17 protein-coding genes are annotated in these 17,101 nt (G+C 40.6%); 11 read left to right on the top strand and 6 right to left on the bottom strand.

Annotated elements, in window-relative coordinates; all coding sequences use genetic code 11:
• The first annotated feature begins 1 nt into the window (after nucleotide 1).
• The 10 genes from ACOV1Q_RS13990 (at nucleotide 2) to ACOV1Q_RS14035 (ending at nucleotide 9,159) form a co-directional block, all read left to right on the top strand.
• Complete coding sequence (locus ACOV1Q_RS13990; protein ID WP_424495027.1) at nucleotides 2-481, top strand: UpxY family transcription antiterminator; 480 nt, start codon at nucleotides 2-4, stop codon at nucleotides 479-481.
• A gap of 231 nt (nucleotides 482-712) precedes the next feature.
• A complete protein-coding gene (locus ACOV1Q_RS13995) occupies nucleotides 713-1,150 on the top strand; it encodes a DUF2061 domain-containing protein (protein ID WP_424495159.1) in 438 nt (145 codons plus the stop codon).
• Nucleotides 1,143-1,745 carry an adenylyl-sulfate kinase gene (gene cysC, locus ACOV1Q_RS14000; protein WP_424495028.1) on the top strand — a complete coding sequence of 201 codons (603 nt, stop codon included), beginning with the start codon at nucleotides 1,143-1,145 and terminating at the stop codon, nucleotides 1,743-1,745. The genes ACOV1Q_RS13995 and cysC overlap by 8 nt, the downstream gene beginning before the upstream one ends.
• Nucleotides 1,738-2,643 (top strand): sulfate adenylyltransferase subunit CysD, encoded by a 906-nt coding sequence (gene cysD, locus ACOV1Q_RS14005; protein ID WP_424495029.1) that lies wholly within the window; start codon nucleotides 1,738-1,740, stop codon nucleotides 2,641-2,643. Before cysC ends, cysD begins: the two co-directional genes overlap by 8 nt.
• Nucleotides 2,644-2,672: 29 nt before the next feature.
• Complete coding sequence (locus ACOV1Q_RS14010) at nucleotides 2,673-3,074, top strand: GxxExxY protein (RefSeq protein ID WP_424495030.1); 402 nt, start codon at nucleotides 2,673-2,675, stop codon at nucleotides 3,072-3,074.
• A gap of 44 nt (nucleotides 3,075-3,118) precedes the next feature.
• Complete coding sequence (locus tag ACOV1Q_RS14015; protein ID WP_424495031.1) at nucleotides 3,119-4,375, top strand: sulfate adenylyltransferase subunit 1; 1,257 nt, start codon at nucleotides 3,119-3,121, stop codon at nucleotides 4,373-4,375.
• 51 nt (nucleotides 4,376-4,426) lie between these two features.
• Complete coding sequence (locus tag ACOV1Q_RS14020) at nucleotides 4,427-4,819, top strand: GxxExxY protein (RefSeq protein ID WP_424495032.1); 393 nt, start codon at nucleotides 4,427-4,429, stop codon at nucleotides 4,817-4,819.
• Nucleotides 4,820-4,853: 34 nt separating this feature from the next.
• Nucleotides 4,854-5,642 (top strand): 3'(2'),5'-bisphosphate nucleotidase CysQ, encoded by a 789-nt coding sequence (gene cysQ / locus ACOV1Q_RS14025; RefSeq protein ID WP_424495033.1) that lies wholly within the window; start codon nucleotides 4,854-4,856, stop codon nucleotides 5,640-5,642.
• Between the two features lie 353 nt (nucleotides 5,643-5,995).
• Nucleotides 5,996-7,402 carry an exopolysaccharide transport family protein gene (locus ACOV1Q_RS14030; RefSeq protein WP_424495034.1) on the top strand — a complete coding sequence of 469 codons (1,407 nt, stop codon included), beginning with the start codon at nucleotides 5,996-5,998 and terminating at the stop codon, nucleotides 7,400-7,402.
• Between the two features lie 359 nt (nucleotides 7,403-7,761).
• The gene (locus tag ACOV1Q_RS14035) at nucleotides 7,762-9,159 is read left to right on the top strand and encodes a capsule assembly Wzi family protein (RefSeq protein ID WP_424495035.1); all 1,398 of its coding nucleotides are present in this window, start codon (nucleotides 7,762-7,764) and stop codon (nucleotides 9,157-9,159) included.
• A 200-nt stretch (nucleotides 9,160-9,359) separates the two neighbouring features.
• On the opposite strand, the gene kynU is transcribed toward ACOV1Q_RS14035, so the two are convergent.
• The 5 genes from kynU to ACOV1Q_RS14060 form a co-directional block, all read right to left on the bottom strand.
• On the bottom strand, nucleotides 9,360-10,634 hold the full coding sequence (gene kynU / locus ACOV1Q_RS14040) for a kynureninase (RefSeq protein ID WP_424495036.1): 1,275 nt from the start codon (nucleotides 10,632-10,634) through the stop codon (nucleotides 9,360-9,362).
• A 306-nt stretch (nucleotides 10,635-10,940) separates the two neighbouring features.
• Complete coding sequence (locus ACOV1Q_RS14045) at nucleotides 10,941-11,582, bottom strand: O-methyltransferase (RefSeq protein ID WP_424495037.1); 642 nt, start codon at nucleotides 11,580-11,582, stop codon at nucleotides 10,941-10,943.
• A gap of 109 nt (nucleotides 11,583-11,691) precedes the next feature.
• Nucleotides 11,692-11,976 (bottom strand): Sec-independent protein translocase subunit TatA/TatB, encoded by a 285-nt coding sequence (locus ACOV1Q_RS14050; RefSeq protein ID WP_424495038.1) that lies wholly within the window; start codon nucleotides 11,974-11,976, stop codon nucleotides 11,692-11,694.
• A gap of 89 nt (nucleotides 11,977-12,065) precedes the next feature.
• Nucleotides 12,066-14,381 carry a M1 family metallopeptidase gene (locus ACOV1Q_RS14055; protein ID WP_424495039.1) on the bottom strand — a complete coding sequence of 772 codons (2,316 nt, stop codon included), beginning with the start codon at nucleotides 14,379-14,381 and terminating at the stop codon, nucleotides 12,066-12,068.
• Nucleotides 14,382-14,439: 58 nt separating this feature from the next.
• Nucleotides 14,440-14,940 (bottom strand): DUF6702 family protein, encoded by a 501-nt coding sequence (locus tag ACOV1Q_RS14060; RefSeq protein WP_424495040.1) that lies wholly within the window; start codon nucleotides 14,938-14,940, stop codon nucleotides 14,440-14,442.
• Between the two features lie 220 nt (nucleotides 14,941-15,160).
• Here ACOV1Q_RS14060 and ACOV1Q_RS14065 point away from each other — a divergent pair, with 220 nt between their 5' ends.
• Nucleotides 15,161-16,237, top strand: coding sequence for a glycosyltransferase family 9 protein (locus ACOV1Q_RS14065; RefSeq protein WP_424495041.1), 1,077 nt, complete (start codon nucleotides 15,161-15,163; stop codon nucleotides 16,235-16,237).
• Here ACOV1Q_RS14065 and ACOV1Q_RS14070 read toward each other — a convergent pair.
• Entirely contained in the window at nucleotides 16,226-17,026 is an 801-nt protein-coding gene (locus ACOV1Q_RS14070; RefSeq protein ID WP_424495042.1) for a peptidase associated/transthyretin-like domain-containing protein, read from the bottom strand. The two genes, ACOV1Q_RS14065 and ACOV1Q_RS14070, sit on opposite strands and share 12 nt — an antisense overlap.
• Nucleotides 17,027-17,101: the final 75 nt, after the last annotated feature.

Genomic DNA, 17,101 nt, shown 5'->3' on the forward strand with positions numbered 1-17,101 from the left:
TATGCAATGGTACGTGTTGTACACAAAACCGCGTTGGGAACAAAAGGTAGCGAGGGAATTGGAAGAAATGGGGATTGAAACTTACTGTCCTCTCATTACGGAAGTAAAGCAATGGAGTGACCGAAAAAAGAAGGTTAGAAGTCCGCTTTTTAAATCCTATGTTTTTGTAAAACTGGAAGACAGGGAACGCAGCCGCGTTTTTGATGTGCCAGGAGTATTATATTATTTATATTGGTTGAGGAAACCGGCTGTGGTAAGGGAAATTGAACTTGACACCATCAAATCATGGCTTCAGGATGAGCGTATGGAAGAGGTCGAGGTAAGTCATCTCTCTACAGGCGACCAACTTACCATCGCCAATGGTACTTTTCAGGGAAAAGAAGCTATTATTCAAAAGGTAGGGAAAAAGCGCCTGCGGCTTATTTTAAAATCCCTCGATTGTGTGGTGAACGTAAAGGTGCGGGATGCTCTTAATAAATAATCCTCTTTTTAAAGTGAAGGAGTAATTTTGGATTCAGGTAAATTCGCCTGTCATTCAAAAATTGTTTTTGATTCTTGTCCTCAAAATTTCTTTAGTTTAAGCTCCTCATGCCTGGGTAAGGATTCTTAGCCTTAAACCCCAATCTTAAACTACAAATTGTTAGTTTTGTGTTTAAAGGAACTTTCGTTGTAAAAAGTCGCCTCAAAAAACCCCTTTTTGCCTCGCAATTTAATGAAGGACTCGTCCCACAAAAGACACATTGCAAAAGCGCTCACTTGGAGGTTCGTAGGAACTTTGGACACTACTTTGCTGTCATGGTTCGTTACAGGAGATGCATTTGTGGGATTGCAAATTGGTTTGGCCGAGGTCATTACAAAAATTCTGCTCTATTACCTGCATGAGCGCATTTGGTTCAACGTAAATTTTAAAGGAAGATCTTCAAACTGGAGACATATCACCAAAACCTTAAGCTGGAGAACAGTAGGAACCATAGATACTATTCTACTGGCCTGGATCATATCTGGAGATCCCACGGTAGGATTGCAAATAGGAATGATAGAAGTTGTGACTAAAATGCTGCTTTATTACCTTCATGAAAGAACCTGGTACAGGATCAATTTTGGATTAGAAAACAGAGATCGGAAAAAAGAAAATGAAACAAATGAATAATATCATTCCCCAGGATTTCCACATTGACTGCAGTTTGCGCAGTGAATTAAAAGGCCATAAGCCCCTATTGCTCTGGTTCATCGGATTGTCAGGTTCGGGAAAATCAACTTTGGCAAATCTTATTGAAAAATCCCTTTTTGAAAGGAACATCCATACTTATACGTTAGATGGAGATAATATTCGATGCGGACTTAGCAGTAACCTTGGTTTTTCTGAAAATGAACGCACAGAAAACCTTAGACGTACTGCCGAAGTAGCAAAATTGTTCCTCGATGCAGGAACAGTGGTACTGGCCTCATTTATCACTCCGAAAAAAAGCGATCGCTCTCTCATTAAGAACATTGTAGGAAAGGAGAGTTACGTTGAGATTTATATCAACACCAGTTTTAAGGAATGTGAAAAAAGGGACATCAAAGGACTTTATAAAAAGGCCCGGGAGGGAAAAATTGAGAATTTTACCGGCGTGGACTCCCCTTTTGAAGCTCCCGAAAATGCTGATATTGAAATAAAAACAGAACAACAAACAATAGAAGAATCTGCAAAACAGATTCTGAAAAACATATTACCTAAATTAAAAGCAGAAGTCCATGAATAAATATTATTTAAATTATCTGGATGAACTGGAATCTGAAGCTATTTATATCCTAAGAGAAGTATGGGCTCAATTTGAAAATCCAGTAATACTTTTCTCCGGAGGAAAAGATTCCATCCTGGTCACACACCTGGCAAAAAAGGCATTCTGGCCTTCCAAAATTCCTTTTGCACTTATGCACGTAGACACTGGGCACAATTTCCCCGAAACAATTCAGTTTCGAGATGATCTTATTGAAGAACTAGGAGTGAAACTTATAGTAGGATCTGTACAGGAATCGATTGACCAGGGAAGAGTGGCCGAAGAGAAAGGCAAAAATGCCACCCGTAATGCCTTACAAATAACCACCCTGCTGGATGCCATTGAGGCGAACAATGTTGATTGTGCGATTGGCGGCGGAAGAAGAGATGAAGAAAAAGCACGGGCTAAAGAACGTTTTTTCTCTCATCGCAACGATTTTGGGGAATGGGATCCCAAAAACCAGCGACCGGAGTTATGGAATCTGCTGAACGGTAAACATTTTGAAGGCGAGCATTTTCGGGCCTTTCCAATAAGTAACTGGACAGAAATGGATGTATGGAATTATATCAAAAGGGAGAACATAAGCATTCCTTCTTTATATTTTGCGCACGAGCGGGAGGTTGTTAGAAGAAGCAATTCCTGGATCCCTGTTTCAGAATTCCTGAAACTGGAAGAAGGCGAGAAAGTAGAGAAAAAGAAGATTAGATTTAGGACCCTGGGAGATATCACCATCACCGGCGGAATTGAATCTGAAGCCGATACTTTAGAAAAGATCGCCCTGGAAGTTTCTGCTATAAAAAAAACCGAAAGAGGTGACCGCTCTGACGACAAGCGAAGTGAAACAGCTATGGAGGACAGGAAGAAGCAAGGTTACTTCTAATTAACCCGAATTTAATCGCATTTACACGAATGCCTGCTCAAGATAAAATACTTGACAAAGAACAAAGCTATAAAATTATAGGAGCCTGTATGAAAATTCACCGTGCACTGGGACCAGGATTTTTAGAAGCAGTCTACGAAGAAGCTCTCGCCAAAGAATTCGTTAATTTACATTTACCATATAAGAAACAGGTGAAGCTAAATATATTTTACGAAGATCAAAAGTTAAACAAATTTTATATAGCAGATTTTATATGTTATGAGAAAATAATTCTGGAAATAAAATCAGTAAAACATATACCTGTTGCTTTCTATTCTCAACTGAACAATTATTTAACAGCAACAAAAAAAGAACTGGGGATCCTGATTAATTTCGGAACCCCATCTTTAACATATAAACGAGTAATAAACACGAAAAATAATTCGCAATAATTCGCAATAATTCGAAAAAATAATTCGCGGCAATTCGCAAAACAATGGAACTAAACAACAACCAATTATTACGATTCACGACTGCGGGTAGCGTGGACGACGGAAAAAGCACTTTGATCGGCAGACTATTATACGATTCAAAATCAATATTTGAAGATCAGCTAGATTCTGTTACCGCAACCAGTGCAAAAAAGGGACACGAAGGAGTAGACCTTGCGCTATTCACCGATGGGTTGAGAGATGAACGGGAACAGGGAATCACGATAGATGTGGCCTACCGGTACTTTACCACTCCCAAAAGAAAATTCATCATTGCAGATACACCTGGTCATATTCAGTACACCCGGAACATGGTTACAGGTGCTTCCACGGCAAATGCTGCGGTGATCCTGATTGATGCCCGCCACGGAGTGATCGAGCAGACCAAACGTCATGCATTTATCGCGTCGCTACTAAACATTCCTCACCTCATCGTTTGTATCAATAAAATGGACCTGGTGAATTATTCCGAAGAAGTTTACCAGGAGATCATCGTTCAGTTTGAAGTATTTTCTTCAAAGCTTTTAACGAAAGACGTACGCTTTATTCCTATAAGTGCTTTACTGGGGGACAACGTGGTAAATCGTTCAGAAAAAATGCAATGGTACCAGAACGGAACCCTTTTAAGCACACTTGAAACACTACACATTAGCAGCGACATCAATAAAATAGATGCCCGCTTTGCAGTGCAAACGGTCATACGACCACAAAACAGTGAACATGTTGATTACAGAGGCTACGCAGGAAGAATTGCCAGCGGGATATACCGCAAAGGAGATGAAATAACTGTTTTACCCTCAGGCTTTACCTCGACTATAAAGTCAATAAATGCAGGCGAGCAGGAATTGAAAGAAGCCTATGCTCCTATGTCTGTCGCAATGACCCTGGAAGATGATATTGACATTAGTCGCGGCGATATGATCGTAAAGAAGAACAATCAGCCGGAAGCTTCCCAGGAATTTGATGTCATGTTATGCTGGTTAAATAATGAGGCTGCCAAACCAAGAGCAAAATATACGGTGATGCACACCTCGAACCAGCAACGGGCTATGATCAAGGAAGTAGTTTATAAGATGGATATTAACACCTATAATCGTGATAACGAAGACAAGGAGCTAAAGATGAACGACATTTCACGAGTAAAGATCCGCACTACCCGACCATTGATGATCGACTCCTACCGTGACAACCGAAACACCGGAAGCATTATATTAATTGACGAAAACACCAACGAAACGGTGGCAGCGGGAATGATTGTATAATCCGCTGATTATCGCAAATTAGGCCGAATTAAGCGAATTAAAATAGAATTTATGGAAAGATCTACAGGCATTATTTACAAGGAAGAAAGTTATCGTATAATCGGTGCCTGCATGAAAGTTCATCGAAATTTAGGTCCAGGTTTCTTAGAGTCGGTTTATGAGGAAGCAATTCAACGAGAGTTTCAGAATCAGGGAATACCTTTTGAAAGACAGGTGAAACTTAACGTGTTTTACGAAGGAAAGCAACTTGGTAAATTTTTTAAAGCAGATTTCCTGTGTTTCGAGAAAATTATTCTGGAAATAAAGGCAGTTAATTTTCTTCCTCAAAATTCCTGGCTCCAGTTAAGAAATTACTTAGCAACTACAAATATGCACTTGGGAATACTTATCAATTTTGGAGAAGCCTCTTTGCAGTACAAAAGAATAGCCAATACACAGCATTAGCGAAATTCGCCGAAACTCGCGTTAATTTGATAATATGACCAACCTACTCCCCACCGCAATAAAAGCTTCCCTCGCCGCCGGGGAACGGATCATGGAGATCTACGACAACGAAGATTTTGAGGTGGAAGCAAAAGGAGATGATTCTCCGCTGACGAAAGCCGACATAGCTTCACACGTAATCATTATGGAATATCTGAAGGAAACTGACATTCCGGTGCTCTCTGAAGAAGGCAAACATCTGCCTTATGAGGTTCGGAAAACCTGGAAGAAACTATGGATTATTGATCCTATAGACGGAACAAAGGAGTTTATCAAGAAGAATGGAGAATTCACTGTGAATATTGCCCTGGTGGAAGACCAGGTGCCGGTGCTGGGTGTGATCTATGTACCTGCACTCGGGCAGTTGTATTTTGCCGAAAAGCAGAACGGCTCTTTCAAGATTGAAAATATCAGGAATTTTATTTCTATGGAATCTGTTTGGAGTGAAGTCGAAAGATTACCCTTAAACATTTCCAAAGATTGCTATACAGTGGTAGCCAGCAAATCTCATCTTTCTCCGGAAACAGAGGAATATATAAATAGACTGAAAGAAGAAAATGGGCAGGTAAACACCATTTCCAAGGGTAGCTCTTTAAAATTATGTATGGTAGCCGAAGGACAGGCAGATTGTTACCCCCGTTTCGCCCCCACCATGGAATGGGATACCGCCGCCGGACAAGCCATCTGCATGTATGCAGGAAAAAAAGTGATTGATTACACCACAAAAAAATCTATGCTTTATAACCGGGAGCAGCTTTTGAATAACTGGTTTTTGGTTTCTTGAAAATTGTGATGCAGTGATGCTGTGATGCGGTAACGGAGTGATCATGTAATGCAGTGATTCTGGGACAGAATTAAATTGTTAAAGGCTAATGGTTCCTTGCCACGTCATTCTGAACTTGTTTCAGAATCTTATCTTGCTATCCCTAAACCTACAGCTTATCGGATTTAAGTGATTCAGTAATGGTGTCATGCCTTTGATTTAAAAAAAAGCCTAATTTAAAGCGTTGCAGCTTAGGCTGTTCCAACTTCAGTAACAAAGAAGAGTTCAAAAAGGCGAATCAGCTCACAAATATTGAGGAAGAATCTAAGGTATTTATTGAAAATGCCAGTGAATTCCGCAACCGTCAACTGGAAGTGGAAACTCAGCTGGAACTCGCCAACACCATGATCGATTATTTAAAATCTGATGATGAGGGGCTGTTGCCTTCCAACCTTGGGTTTCAGGAAGAAGGCGTGGTAAATGTGATCCAGTCATACAACCAGCTTGTGCTGGAGCGGGACCGTATTCTCGCAGGTTCTACAGAGATGAACCCGGTGATCATAAACCTCAACAGCCAGATAAAACAGATCAAAGCCAACGTACTGCAGAGCCTTAATAACATGCGTACTTCGCTACGCATTGCCCGTGATGATCTTAACATCCAGGAAGCAAAAATCGATTCCCAGATCGCCAAAGTACCTTCCAAAGAAAAACAGTTCAGGAACATTGAAAGGCAACAAAATATTAAGGAAGCGCTTTACCTCTTCCTGCTTCAGAAAAGGGAAGAAACTTCTCTTTCTCTTGCTGTAACAGCCCCAAAAGCAAAGATCGTAGATGCCGCATACAGTTCCAAAGAACCGGTGTCACCAAAATCGAAAATTGTATTACTGGCAGCGCTTATCCTGGGAATATTGATCCCTTTCATGATCATTTATATCAAAAATCTCCTGAACAACAAAGTAAGAAGCAGGGCAGATATTGAAGACGTGACCAAAGAAATTCCTATTGTAGGAGAAATTCCACGAGTGCATCGAAAAGAAAGCGATATGATTGTGGAAAATGACAGATCTGTACTGGCGGAATCTTTCAGGATCCTACATACCAATTTGCAATACCTGTTGATCAACGCAGCCGAAAAGTCTGCCGGAAACACCATTTTTGTCACTTCTACCGTGAAAGGCGAAGGAAAAACCTTTGTAGCTTTCAACTTTGCGCTCACCCTTGCAAATTCGGGAAAGAAAGTTCTCATTGTAGGAGCCGATCTTCGCAACCCGCAACTTCAGCGCTATGAGACCGATGCACGCCAGCATCTGGGAGTGAGCGATTACTTAGTTAGCAACGACCTTAACTTGAAAAAAATGATCAAGACTTCCAGCTTCCATAAGAATATGGATCTTTTGGCCTCCGGGACCATTCCTCCTAACCCTTCGGAACTATGGAGACAGAAAAAAACAGCTAACCTCTTCTCTGAACTGGAAACTATGTACGACTACATTGTAGTGGATACTGCACCTTCCATGCTCGTGACAGATACGTTTCTTATCAACAAGTTTGCAGACCTAATCCTGTATGTAACTCGTGCCGGCTACTCTGAAAAGAAACTGCTCAATTTTGCTGTAGACGCAAAGAACGAAGGAAAGCTGCATGATGTAAGTTTTGTACTAAACGACGTACAAGCTGCCAATTTTGGCTACGGAAATAAATACGGTTATGCTTATGGCGAGGAAACCACCGGTTTCTGGCAAAAAATAAGAAGCAGAGCGGCTTTTTGGAGCCTGTAATCCTTATGTAAAAAGGTAAATTACACAATGCTTTATTTATAGAAATTTGATTAAAAACACAAGCCGCTCTTTCTGGTTGTCCGGACAAAGCGGCCTTTTTCTTTTCCCTCACTCCCATTGTTCTAGATACTACAAGAACATTCAGCATTTTAGCAATATTCAACTACGAACCTGTTCTCCTCTTTTACAGGATAGGCTGAAGGTAAGGTAGCTTTCCTTCTTCATGAACTTCACCATATCATCAATCAAAAAGTCATAGCATTTCTTCTTCTGAAGCAGTAGACAATGACCGATGAAATTTTTCTTCACAAGTCAGCCATATTACCTACTTTTGCCGAACAAATTCCTGCCTAAACCCAATGAACCTGAAATATCTCCCTCTTTTACTAATTAGCATTTTCTTCTCTACAGGGATGTGCGCCCAGCTCACGGAAAGTGAAGAGGAATTACTGGCTCCTTCATTGGGTTATCCTTCTGGTTTGGGCTACTCTCTGGAACTTAACGTCAAAGGACTGGCTGCTACCGGGAAAAAGCTGCCCTTCTGGCTACATAACAACCAAAGAGGACGTGTTTCAAAGGATTCTAATATCTCCTCCTGGGTTTCAGCAAAAAAAGCGCTCTTTTTAAGCGACAACAGCTACCTGATTTTTGGGGCAGGCGCTTTGTTTCAAGATGGAGCTGGGGAAGGCTTAGTAATTGATGAACTTTATGGGCATTTTCAAAATTCCTGGATGTATGCTACGTTGGGGCGAAAACAGCGTCCTGAAGTTTATAACGGAATAAGTTCTTCAAATGCCAGCTTATTATGGTCACTGAATACACGCCCAATGCCCGGAATTCAACTCGGCACAACCAGGCCTGTATTTTTATTTGGAGAACAGGGAATTGGTTTTGAAGGCTCCTGGAATGAATATTTGCTTGGAAACAACCGTGTAGTTGAAGGTGCGAGGCTGCATCATAAAAATATTCGATTTGTGGTCCGAGTAGGAACATGGCAGATGAAAGCTGGAATCCAACATTTTGTGCAATGGGCGGGGGAATCCCCCAGATATGGTGTACAACCCGATAGTTTCCAGGATTACCTCACTATCATCACCGGTGGCGCAGGAGGTGAAGACGCTGTAATCGGAGATCAACAAAACGCCCTGGGAAATACAGTAGGAGGATATGAATTTTATTTAAGTAAGGCCTTTAGGGATTTTAAACTGGAATTCTTCTACAACCACCTTTTTGAAGACGGAACGGGAACGAGATTTGTCAACAAACCAGATGGCCGTTACGGACTCTATTATGAAGATGAAGATAAATTTCTGAATTCCTTCATCTATGAATTTACCTATACGGAAAACCAGAGTTATAAAACCCTTGGTGTTCATAAATACGACAATTATTTTAACAATGGCATATATGCTTCGGGTTGGACTTATAACGGAAAAACAATTGGTTCTCCTTTTTTCATTCCTAATGAAAATGGTATAGGTATAAGAAATAATAAATTTACCGCACATCATATTGGTATAGGAGGACAGATATCCAACTACTTTAATATTTATCCATACAAACTCCTTTTAAGCTACTCCAGAAATGATGGCCGCTACCATGACCGTTTTCGCCCTAAACAGGATGTTTTTTACGGCTTTTTAGATGTTCGATTACTCCAGATGACTTTTGATGTTAACTTGCAGCTCGGGATAGAATATAATAGTTTTACTTCTCCCTCATACGGTGGCGGAGTGCATGTGGTGTATAAACTATGATGAAGTGAAGGAGTGACAAAGTGAAGGAGCTAAGCAGTGCAGTGATGAAGTTAAAAATGCTCCCTTCCAATTCCTTTTTTCACAGAAAACCTTCACCTCGAACGGAGTCGAGAGGTCTTTGCATAACATGCTCTTGTAGTTAGAACGCCGTACCCCCACAACAGCAAATGGTTCCTTCGTTACAGCATCACAGGATCACATCATTTCCCGAAATATGACCTCAACACCTGTCCAAACCTGTACATATCCTCATAGGAGCAATAGAAAGGTGCCGGGGCTAACCTTATGACATTTGGCTCCCTCCAGTCTGTGATCACGCCGTTTTCCATAAGATAATTGAACAGCTCTTTTCCCTGTCCATGCAGGAAAACCGATAACTGGGTTCCTCTTTCCTCCTGTTTTGCCGGAGTAATAATTTCGAAATTTGACTTCACTTCCGTGGCGATTTCCTTTAAAACAAATTCCAAATAAGAAACAATCCTATTCCTTTTTTCAATAAGTGCCGGCATTCCCACTTCTGCAAACATTTCCAATGAAGCAAGGTAAGGCGCAAGCGCCAGCACAGGAGCATTGCTTATCTGCCAGGCATTGACATTAAGTTCCGGTTGAAATTCGGGCTCCATGAGAAACCTTCTTTTCTTATTATGTCCCCACCAGCCCTCAAAGCGCGGAATGTCCTTTCTTCCATGATATTTCTCATGAACAAAACATCCCGAAGCATTTCCGGGTCCTGAATTCATGTACTTATAACTGCACCACGCAGCAAAATCCACCCCCCAATCGTGAAGATTCAGCTCCACATTTCCTGCAGCATGGGCAAGATCCCATCCTACAAAGGCACCAGCTTCTTTTCCGGCTTTAGTAATAGATTCCATATCCAGCACCTGCCCGCTGTAATAATTTACTCCGCCAATTAAGACCAAAGCACACTCCTCTCCTACTTCCCCTATCTTTTCAAGAACATCTTCGGTTCGAAAATGATGTTCTCCTTCCCTTTTTTTCACTTCCACAACAGCATCATCAGGAGTGAAACCATGAAACCTCACCTGACTCGCGATCATGTATTGATCGCTGGGAAATGCCTTTTCCTCACATATAATCTTATACCTCTTCTGCGTTGGTCGATAAAAAGAGACCATTAAAAGGTGCAAATTGACCGTTAAAGTATTCATGACAGTCACTTCAGAAGGTTTTGCACCTACTACAGGAGCTAATTTTTCAGCAAAGCGTTCATGATAGTCCCACCAGGATTTTTCGGCCTTGAAATGTCCTTCCACAGCCAGTTCGGCCCAATCTGTCATGATCTCATCAACATATTTCTTCGCCGACTTTGGCTGAAGCCCGAGGGAATTTCCGGTGAAATAGATGGCATCCTTTCCATTGATTTTCGGAAAATGAAATTGATTGCGATATGTTCGCAACGGATCTTCGGAATCTAATTTTTGAGCAAATGAAAGGCTGTTCTGAAATGTCATTTTTGGAACTTTAGGTAATAAAATGTTCTGAAGCGAAAATACAAATTTGGAGTGAGTAATGGGATGAGGAATTGATGATGCTTTAAGACTGTAGGTTTTAGGCTGTAAGCTGTAAATTAAAGTATAAAATATTCCGTCAGTTCGAGTAATCCGAAATTGCAGTTGCATTTGAGAATTGTATCGAGAACAAGGAGAGTAGAATGATCTCATTAGCCTGTATGGAAACCTAAATACCAGCAGAAAAAAAGGAATAGCATAAACTATCTAATACAAGCTGCCAACAGCAAGAGGCTAAAAGCCAAAATCTTATTTCCTGCGGCTAATGGTGAGTCCGTCGCGAATGGGAAGCATCACCGTTTCGAGCCTTTCGTCTTCAGCTAGCAGACGGTTGTATTCCAAAAGTGCTTTCGTAGAAATATCATCTTCTTTTAACCTTTTCACCACTTTTCCGCTCCACAGAACATTATCAGAAATTATAATTCCGCCGGAATTCAGCTTTTCCAGAATAAGATCAAAATACAGCGGATAATTCGGCTTATCGGCATCAATAAAAACTAAGTCAAAGTGACTTTCCAGAGTCGGGATGATCTTTGTTGCATCTCCCAGATGCTGCTTTATTTGATCCGAATAGGAAGAGGCCTCAAAATACCTTTTTTGGAGGTCATACAATTCTTCATTTACATCTATGGTGTGTAAGATTCCTCCCGGTTTTAATCCTTCGGCTAGACAAAGTGCAGAATAACCTGTATATGTACCAATTTCCAGAATATTTTCTGGCTGAACAAGTTTCGAGATCATGCTTAAAACCCGCCCCTGGTAATGCCCGCTCATCATCCTGGGTTGTAGGACTTTTTGATTGGTTTCCCTGTTTAATTTCTGAAGTAACTCCGGCTCCTTCGCAGAATGTAGTACTACGTAATCGTCAATCTCTTGGGGAAGGAAATGCATGGTTATTTAAATAAAATTAGCGATTTATTTCTGAGATGCTAAATAGAAGCGATAATGAAGTATTAGAAACAAAATAATAACATAAAGATGAAAGCGGGGAGCAGCCTTTTTAAAACCTTCTCTTCACAGAGCCTGTGATCTCTTCGATGTCTTCCTTAACCTTGTCTATTTCCTTAGTGACATCTTCTTTGATCCCTTTACTATCCATACCATGTTTGTCGGCGCTTTTCATCACTTCAGCTTTGATGTCATTGGTGGCATTTTTAATGCTGCGCATTCCCTGCCCAAGTCCACGAGCGATTTCAGGAACTTTATCGGCGCCAAATACCATCACCAGTATAAACACGATGAAGGCTATTTCACCACCACTTATAAAAAAAGGAATTGTTCCCATAGGCTGCAAATATAATCACAAAATGATTCATTAAAAAAGCCGACCTGTTAAAGTCGGCTATAATTTCTATTATTTGACAAACGCAGGTTTTATCCCCGGTTATTAGCTTTGAATTCTTCGAATTCGCTCATTTGCTCTGTCTGTGGCCAGGTGTTGTTATCAACATTTACATCGGCGGTTTCTAGATCTGGATCTATAACGATCTTTGTGATCTCCTTATCTGTGGCCAAAGCTCTGCTTACCTGACTATCGTTCTTACGCCAGATTTGAACCGGATATTTCACTTTTTCTGAAGTTCCGTCGGCATAAGTATATTCAACTATGATAGGCATTACTAATCCTCCCGGTTTATTGAAGGTCACTTCATAGAAATATTTAGGCATTTTCATTTCCTGACGCTCGGCCTGAGTAAAATTGTCCATCAAATATTCGTTGAGCGTAGGTGCATTTTCAGCAGGAGTTTTTCCTTTCATTCCTTCCTGCATCTCGTCACTTCCTTCTTCCACTACGTAGAGAGCATCCAAAGAACCTGGATCAGAAATCCCATAACGCTTTAAGAGCTCGGTTCCTTCTTTTGTAGGTTTATCTGTAATGTAATACTTCTTCACATCACCAAGGGCAATGTCAACATAATCTGTGGTATAGAACCAACCTCTCCAGAACCAGTCAAGATCTACTGCTGAAGCATCTTCCATTGTTCTGAAGAAATCTTCAGGAGTTGGATGTTTGAACATCCAGCGTTGTGCATAGGTTTTAAATGAGTAGTCAAAAAGCTCTTTTCCCATCACAGTTTCACGAAGTATATTCAGCGCAGTTGCAGGTTTCCCATAGGCATTATTTCCTAACTGGTATACATTTTCAGGATTCGACATAATTGGTGCGATATAATCCTGCTCCCCTTTCATGTAATCTACTATTTTTGCGGGCTCGCCTCTTCGAGAAGGGTATTTCTCATTTGGCGCAATATCTTCAGGATATCTTTCACCATATTCCTGCTCTGCAATGTACTGCATGAAAGTATCAAGACCTTCATCCATCCAGCCCCACTGCCGCTCATCACTATTTACGATCATTGGGAAAAAGTTATGCCCTACCTCATGAATGATCACACTCATCATTCCATATTTTACGCGGTCACTGTAATTACCGTCTTCATCGGGACGACCATAATTCCAGCAAATCATTGGATATTCCATCCCCTGGTTCTTTGCGTGTACAGAAATCGCCTTGTGATATGGATATTCAAAAGTATGATCTGAATATGATTGCAAAGTATGCGCAACTACTTTAGTAGAATAATCTTCCCAAAGCGGGTTTCCTTCTTTAGGATATAGCGAAACTGCCATCACATCTTTGTTTCCTACTTTCACAGCCATCATGTCCCAGATGAATTTTCTGGAGGTTGCAAAAGCAAAATCACGAACCATATCAGCCTTCAGCTTCCATGTTTTCTTTTTATCTGAAAAACCTTTTTCAGCTGCTTCGGCTTCTTCCTGCGTTACGATCATGACAGGCTTATCGTAAGTTTTCTGCGCTCGCTCATATCTTCTCATCATTTCTTTAGAGAAAACCTCTTTTCTGTTCTGAAGTTCTCCCGTTCCATCGAGAATATGATCTGCAGGAACTGTGATGTTTACTTCATAATTTCCAAAGGGAAGAGCGAATTCACCATTCCCCCAAAATTGATAGTTCTGCCATCCTTCAACATCGTTGTAGACTGCCATACGAGGAAAAAATTGTGCGATCACATAAGCATTGTTCCCATCTTCTTCAAAATGCTCGTATCCTGAACGGCCGCGATCTACTGTGTGCTCATTAACATTGTACCACCATTTAATATCAAAAGAATAACTTTCCCCTGCTTTTAATGGCTGGGCAAGATCGATTCTCATCATGGTGTTATTAATAAGATGCTTAAGCGGCTTGCCGTCTTTACTGACTTCAGTAATATTAAAACCGCCATCAAAGCTCTCTTCCATATATTCTGATACAAAACTTCCCGGCCGAGTAACAGGTGCAATTCCGTTTCCATCTTTTAATAGAGCAGGTGAATCGCTTGCCCTGATGTTTTGATCAAGCTGAACCCAAAGATATTCCAGGTCATTTGGAGAGTTATTGTGGTAGGTAATTCTTTCGCTCCCCGTTATTTTCTTATTGCGGTCATCTAATTCGATGTCCATTTTATAATCTGCCTGGTTTTGATAATAAGCCGGGCCGGGCGCTCCCGAGGCCGTCCTGTACTGGTTTGGAGTAGAAAACTCCTGGTACAGTTGCCGGAATTTATTTTGATTGATGTGTCCGGCTTGCCTAACTTCTTCCTGAGTTTCGGCCTCAGTTTCCTGGGCAAAAAGCCCGGCCGAAAAGAGGAAAAAAACAGCCGTTAATGCAGTTTTAAATGTTCTCATACGTCTATTCTTGATTTTTGATTGCTAAAAATACTTATTTCTGGAGGTTTAGCAACTTTTAGTTTCCGAATTTTATTCTTCCACTTTTATTATTGCGGGTCAAAATAAGGCTTCTGGTAATATCGTTGCGCGTTACATGCACCACATTCTTTTGTTCTGGAAATAGATCTGTTAAAACCTCATTTTTAACTGTTACTTCAGGTGGTGAAGCCAATTTCTCTACTTCCAGGAAAAGCACCAGTTGATCGTTTTCATATTTCTTCCCAATGTAATTCACCTGCTTCAGCTCCCCTTTTATGCTCACCTGCAACTTATCTTCATAATATTTCTGCAAAAAACCATCGGCTGCAGGATGCTCGTCGTTTTTATCAAGATAAAGTTCATCACTGTATCGGGCCTTAAGGAGCTTTTCCATATCATCAATAAAGACCCGGGAAATAATTTGTAAGGATTGGCTTTCATCATTGTAAACCATATCGGTCACACTCACGTAAAATTTATGAGCAGAATTAAAAGAAAGTAAGGGAAATAATAAGAGTAGTAGCAGTAATTTTTTCATAAGTATTCGCTGAAGATAGCAAAAGTAGGAAATCAAAAAGCATTCCACATTAAAAGCAGAAAATTTAGGGTCTCAAAAAGGGCAAAAATGAACCTTATTTCTGAAGAAAATATAAGAAGCTCATTTCTAGCATGATATTTGACATATGCTCTATGTTTCTGAAGGAATTATCCTGTGTCTCTTCCAGATTATTAATTACTTTTATCCCATAAAATATATTATGAGTGTTTTTAAAAAGCTGAATCCCGTTAGAAGAAAGGTAATGCATTCCCTTACCCGAAATATTGGTAAGTCTAGTTTTCCACCCGTTTCCGGAGCACTGAAAAAAGGAGAAATCAAGCGGATTCTCATTATCCGACCCAACCACCGGCTGGGAAATCTGCTCCTGGTAACACCTCTTATCCAGGAGATAGAACAAACTTTTCCAAAATGTAAGATCGACGTCTTTTTAAAAGGTAATTTAGGCCCAATTGTTCTTCAGAATTACAAAAGCGTGGACAAAATACCAAAGCTGCCACGAAAGCCGTTCAAACAACTTTTTCAATATGGGAAAAGCTGGGTAGATCTCAAGAAGCATCGCTATGACATTGTGGTGAATATCGACAAAGGTTCTTCCTCCGGCACGCTTGCTACAAAATTTGCAAATGCAGATTTGAAATTCTTTGGGAATATGGAAGAGGACAGGCCTTTTGAAGCCGAAAAGTTTCACATGGCTAAATTTCCCGTATACCACTTTAGGGAATGCATTAGCAGGTTAGGATATTCTAAAAATAAGAAGCCGGTTCCTTCTTTAAATCTTGAATTAAGTACTTCTGAAATTGCAGCAGGAAAGAAGATTTTGGACGAGCTTGTAAAAAACAATAAAAAGACCATTGCAATTTTCACTTTTGCAACCGGTAGAAAAAGACATTCCGAAGAATGGTGGAAAGAAGTGTATGGCAGCCTACTTAAGAAATTCGCTGATGAATACAACATTGTAGAAGTCTTGCCGGTAGAAAATGTTTCCAGAATTGATTTTAAAGCGCCTTCTTTTTATAGTAAAGACATTAGGGAAATTGGAGCTTTTATTCATAATACGGCTGTTTTCATTGGCGCCGATAGTGGCATCATGCACCTCGCCAGCGCCTCGGGCACCCCAACCCTGGGGCTGTTCTCCTGCACCAATCCAGATAGGTATGCGCCTTACAACCATGGCAGCATGGCGGTAAATACTAACACTACCAGCACAGAAGAGTTAATCAAATTGGTCGGTAAAGCGCTTACGGAAACCCAGAAAGAAAAAATTCTATTCTCCTAATTTTCGCTGATTATAAACCTTACTCTGCTCGATAAGAAACTGCAGCAGGTCCATTTCTTTTTCCTTCTGCATCAGTTGAGCGTTTAAACCATTTTCTTCAGCAAAAAAGATGAAGTCATTGATCTCTTCAGATTTTAATTCAAGGGTAGATTTAAAAAATTCATCAGGATATCTTCTGCGAAGTTCGCGGTCTAAAAAGTCATAGCTAATCTTCACCTCTTCCTTTTTGGTTTTCTTAGGAAACAGGTGGCGAACAAGCCCCAATATGGCCAGAATGTCAAGGGAGGCGGGAGCCATTGCCCCTGTCTCTCCTAGGGCCGCATTCTTTGGCACCGTTTGAGAATCGGGTGCAAAATGAAGGTCTTTTACATTTTTGTATACGAATTGTGAAGATTGAATCTCCTCTACTTCTATCTTTTTTAAATCTTCGGTAATCACGCCGGAAAGATTATGCGGCCGTATTACTATTTCGGGTAATTCATTTATTTCTTCAGAAATTTCCACTACCAGGTTTCCCGATTCTACTATTTTTCTACTCACCACCACCAAAAGCTGCTGAAAATGGACCGCCGAAAAACGTAGTGAATCTCCTTCCTTTACAGGTAAGTTAAATGCACCTTTTTCCCCTGAAACCGCTCCGCGATTTGCATTTTCATTATAAATGGTGATTCCTTCAGCCTCAAAACCAGGCGGAACCATGATCTCTCCCTGTATTTCAATTCTTCCTGAAGTTTGCCCAACGCAATGCCCAAATACGAGTAGAAAACAGGCGAAAAAGAGGTTTTTCATCAGAGAATTTTGCCTAAAGAAACAAATTTTTCTGTTAAACCTGGAAAAAGAGTCTTGCCAAATAAGATTCTGGAA

The sequence above is a fragment of the Salinimicrobium maris genome (assembly GCF_049680855.1).
GTDB lineage: Bacteria > Bacteroidota > Bacteroidia > Flavobacteriales > Flavobacteriaceae > Salinimicrobium.

Coding starts and splice junctions, on each gene's coding strand:
- ACOV1Q_RS13990 (WP_424495027.1), top strand. CDS start 2: ATGCAATGGTACGTGTTGTACACAAAACCGCGTTGGGAACAAAAGGTA.
- ACOV1Q_RS13995 (WP_424495159.1), top strand. CDS start 713: ATGAAGGACTCGTCCCACAAAAGACACATTGCAAAAGCGCTCACTTGG.
- cysC (WP_424495028.1), top strand. CDS start 1,143: ATGAATAATATCATTCCCCAGGATTTCCACATTGACTGCAGTTTGCGC.
- cysD (WP_424495029.1), top strand. CDS start 1,738: ATGAATAAATATTATTTAAATTATCTGGATGAACTGGAATCTGAAGCT.
- ACOV1Q_RS14010 (WP_424495030.1), top strand. CDS start 2,673: ATGCCTGCTCAAGATAAAATACTTGACAAAGAACAAAGCTATAAAATT.
- ACOV1Q_RS14015 (WP_424495031.1), top strand. CDS start 3,119: ATGGAACTAAACAACAACCAATTATTACGATTCACGACTGCGGGTAGC.
- ACOV1Q_RS14020 (WP_424495032.1), top strand. CDS start 4,427: ATGGAAAGATCTACAGGCATTATTTACAAGGAAGAAAGTTATCGTATA.
- cysQ (WP_424495033.1), top strand. CDS start 4,854: ATGACCAACCTACTCCCCACCGCAATAAAAGCTTCCCTCGCCGCCGGG.
- ACOV1Q_RS14035 (WP_424495035.1), top strand. CDS start 7,762: ATGAACCTGAAATATCTCCCTCTTTTACTAATTAGCATTTTCTTCTCT.
- kynU (WP_424495036.1), bottom strand. CDS start 10,634: ATGACATTTCAGAACAGCCTTTCATTTGCTCAAAAATTAGATTCCGAA.
- ACOV1Q_RS14045 (WP_424495037.1), bottom strand. CDS start 11,582: ATGCATTTCCTTCCCCAAGAGATTGACGATTACGTAGTACTACATTCT.
- ACOV1Q_RS14050 (WP_424495038.1), bottom strand. CDS start 11,976: ATGGGAACAATTCCTTTTTTTATAAGTGGTGGTGAAATAGCCTTCATC.
- ACOV1Q_RS14055 (WP_424495039.1), bottom strand. CDS start 14,381: ATGAGAACATTTAAAACTGCATTAACGGCTGTTTTTTTCCTCTTTTCG.
- ACOV1Q_RS14060 (WP_424495040.1), bottom strand. CDS start 14,940: ATGAAAAAATTACTGCTACTACTCTTATTATTTCCCTTACTTTCTTTT.
- ACOV1Q_RS14065 (WP_424495041.1), top strand. CDS start 15,161: ATGAGTGTTTTTAAAAAGCTGAATCCCGTTAGAAGAAAGGTAATGCAT.
- ACOV1Q_RS14070 (WP_424495042.1), bottom strand. CDS start 17,026: ATGAAAAACCTCTTTTTCGCCTGTTTTCTACTCGTATTTGGGCATTGC.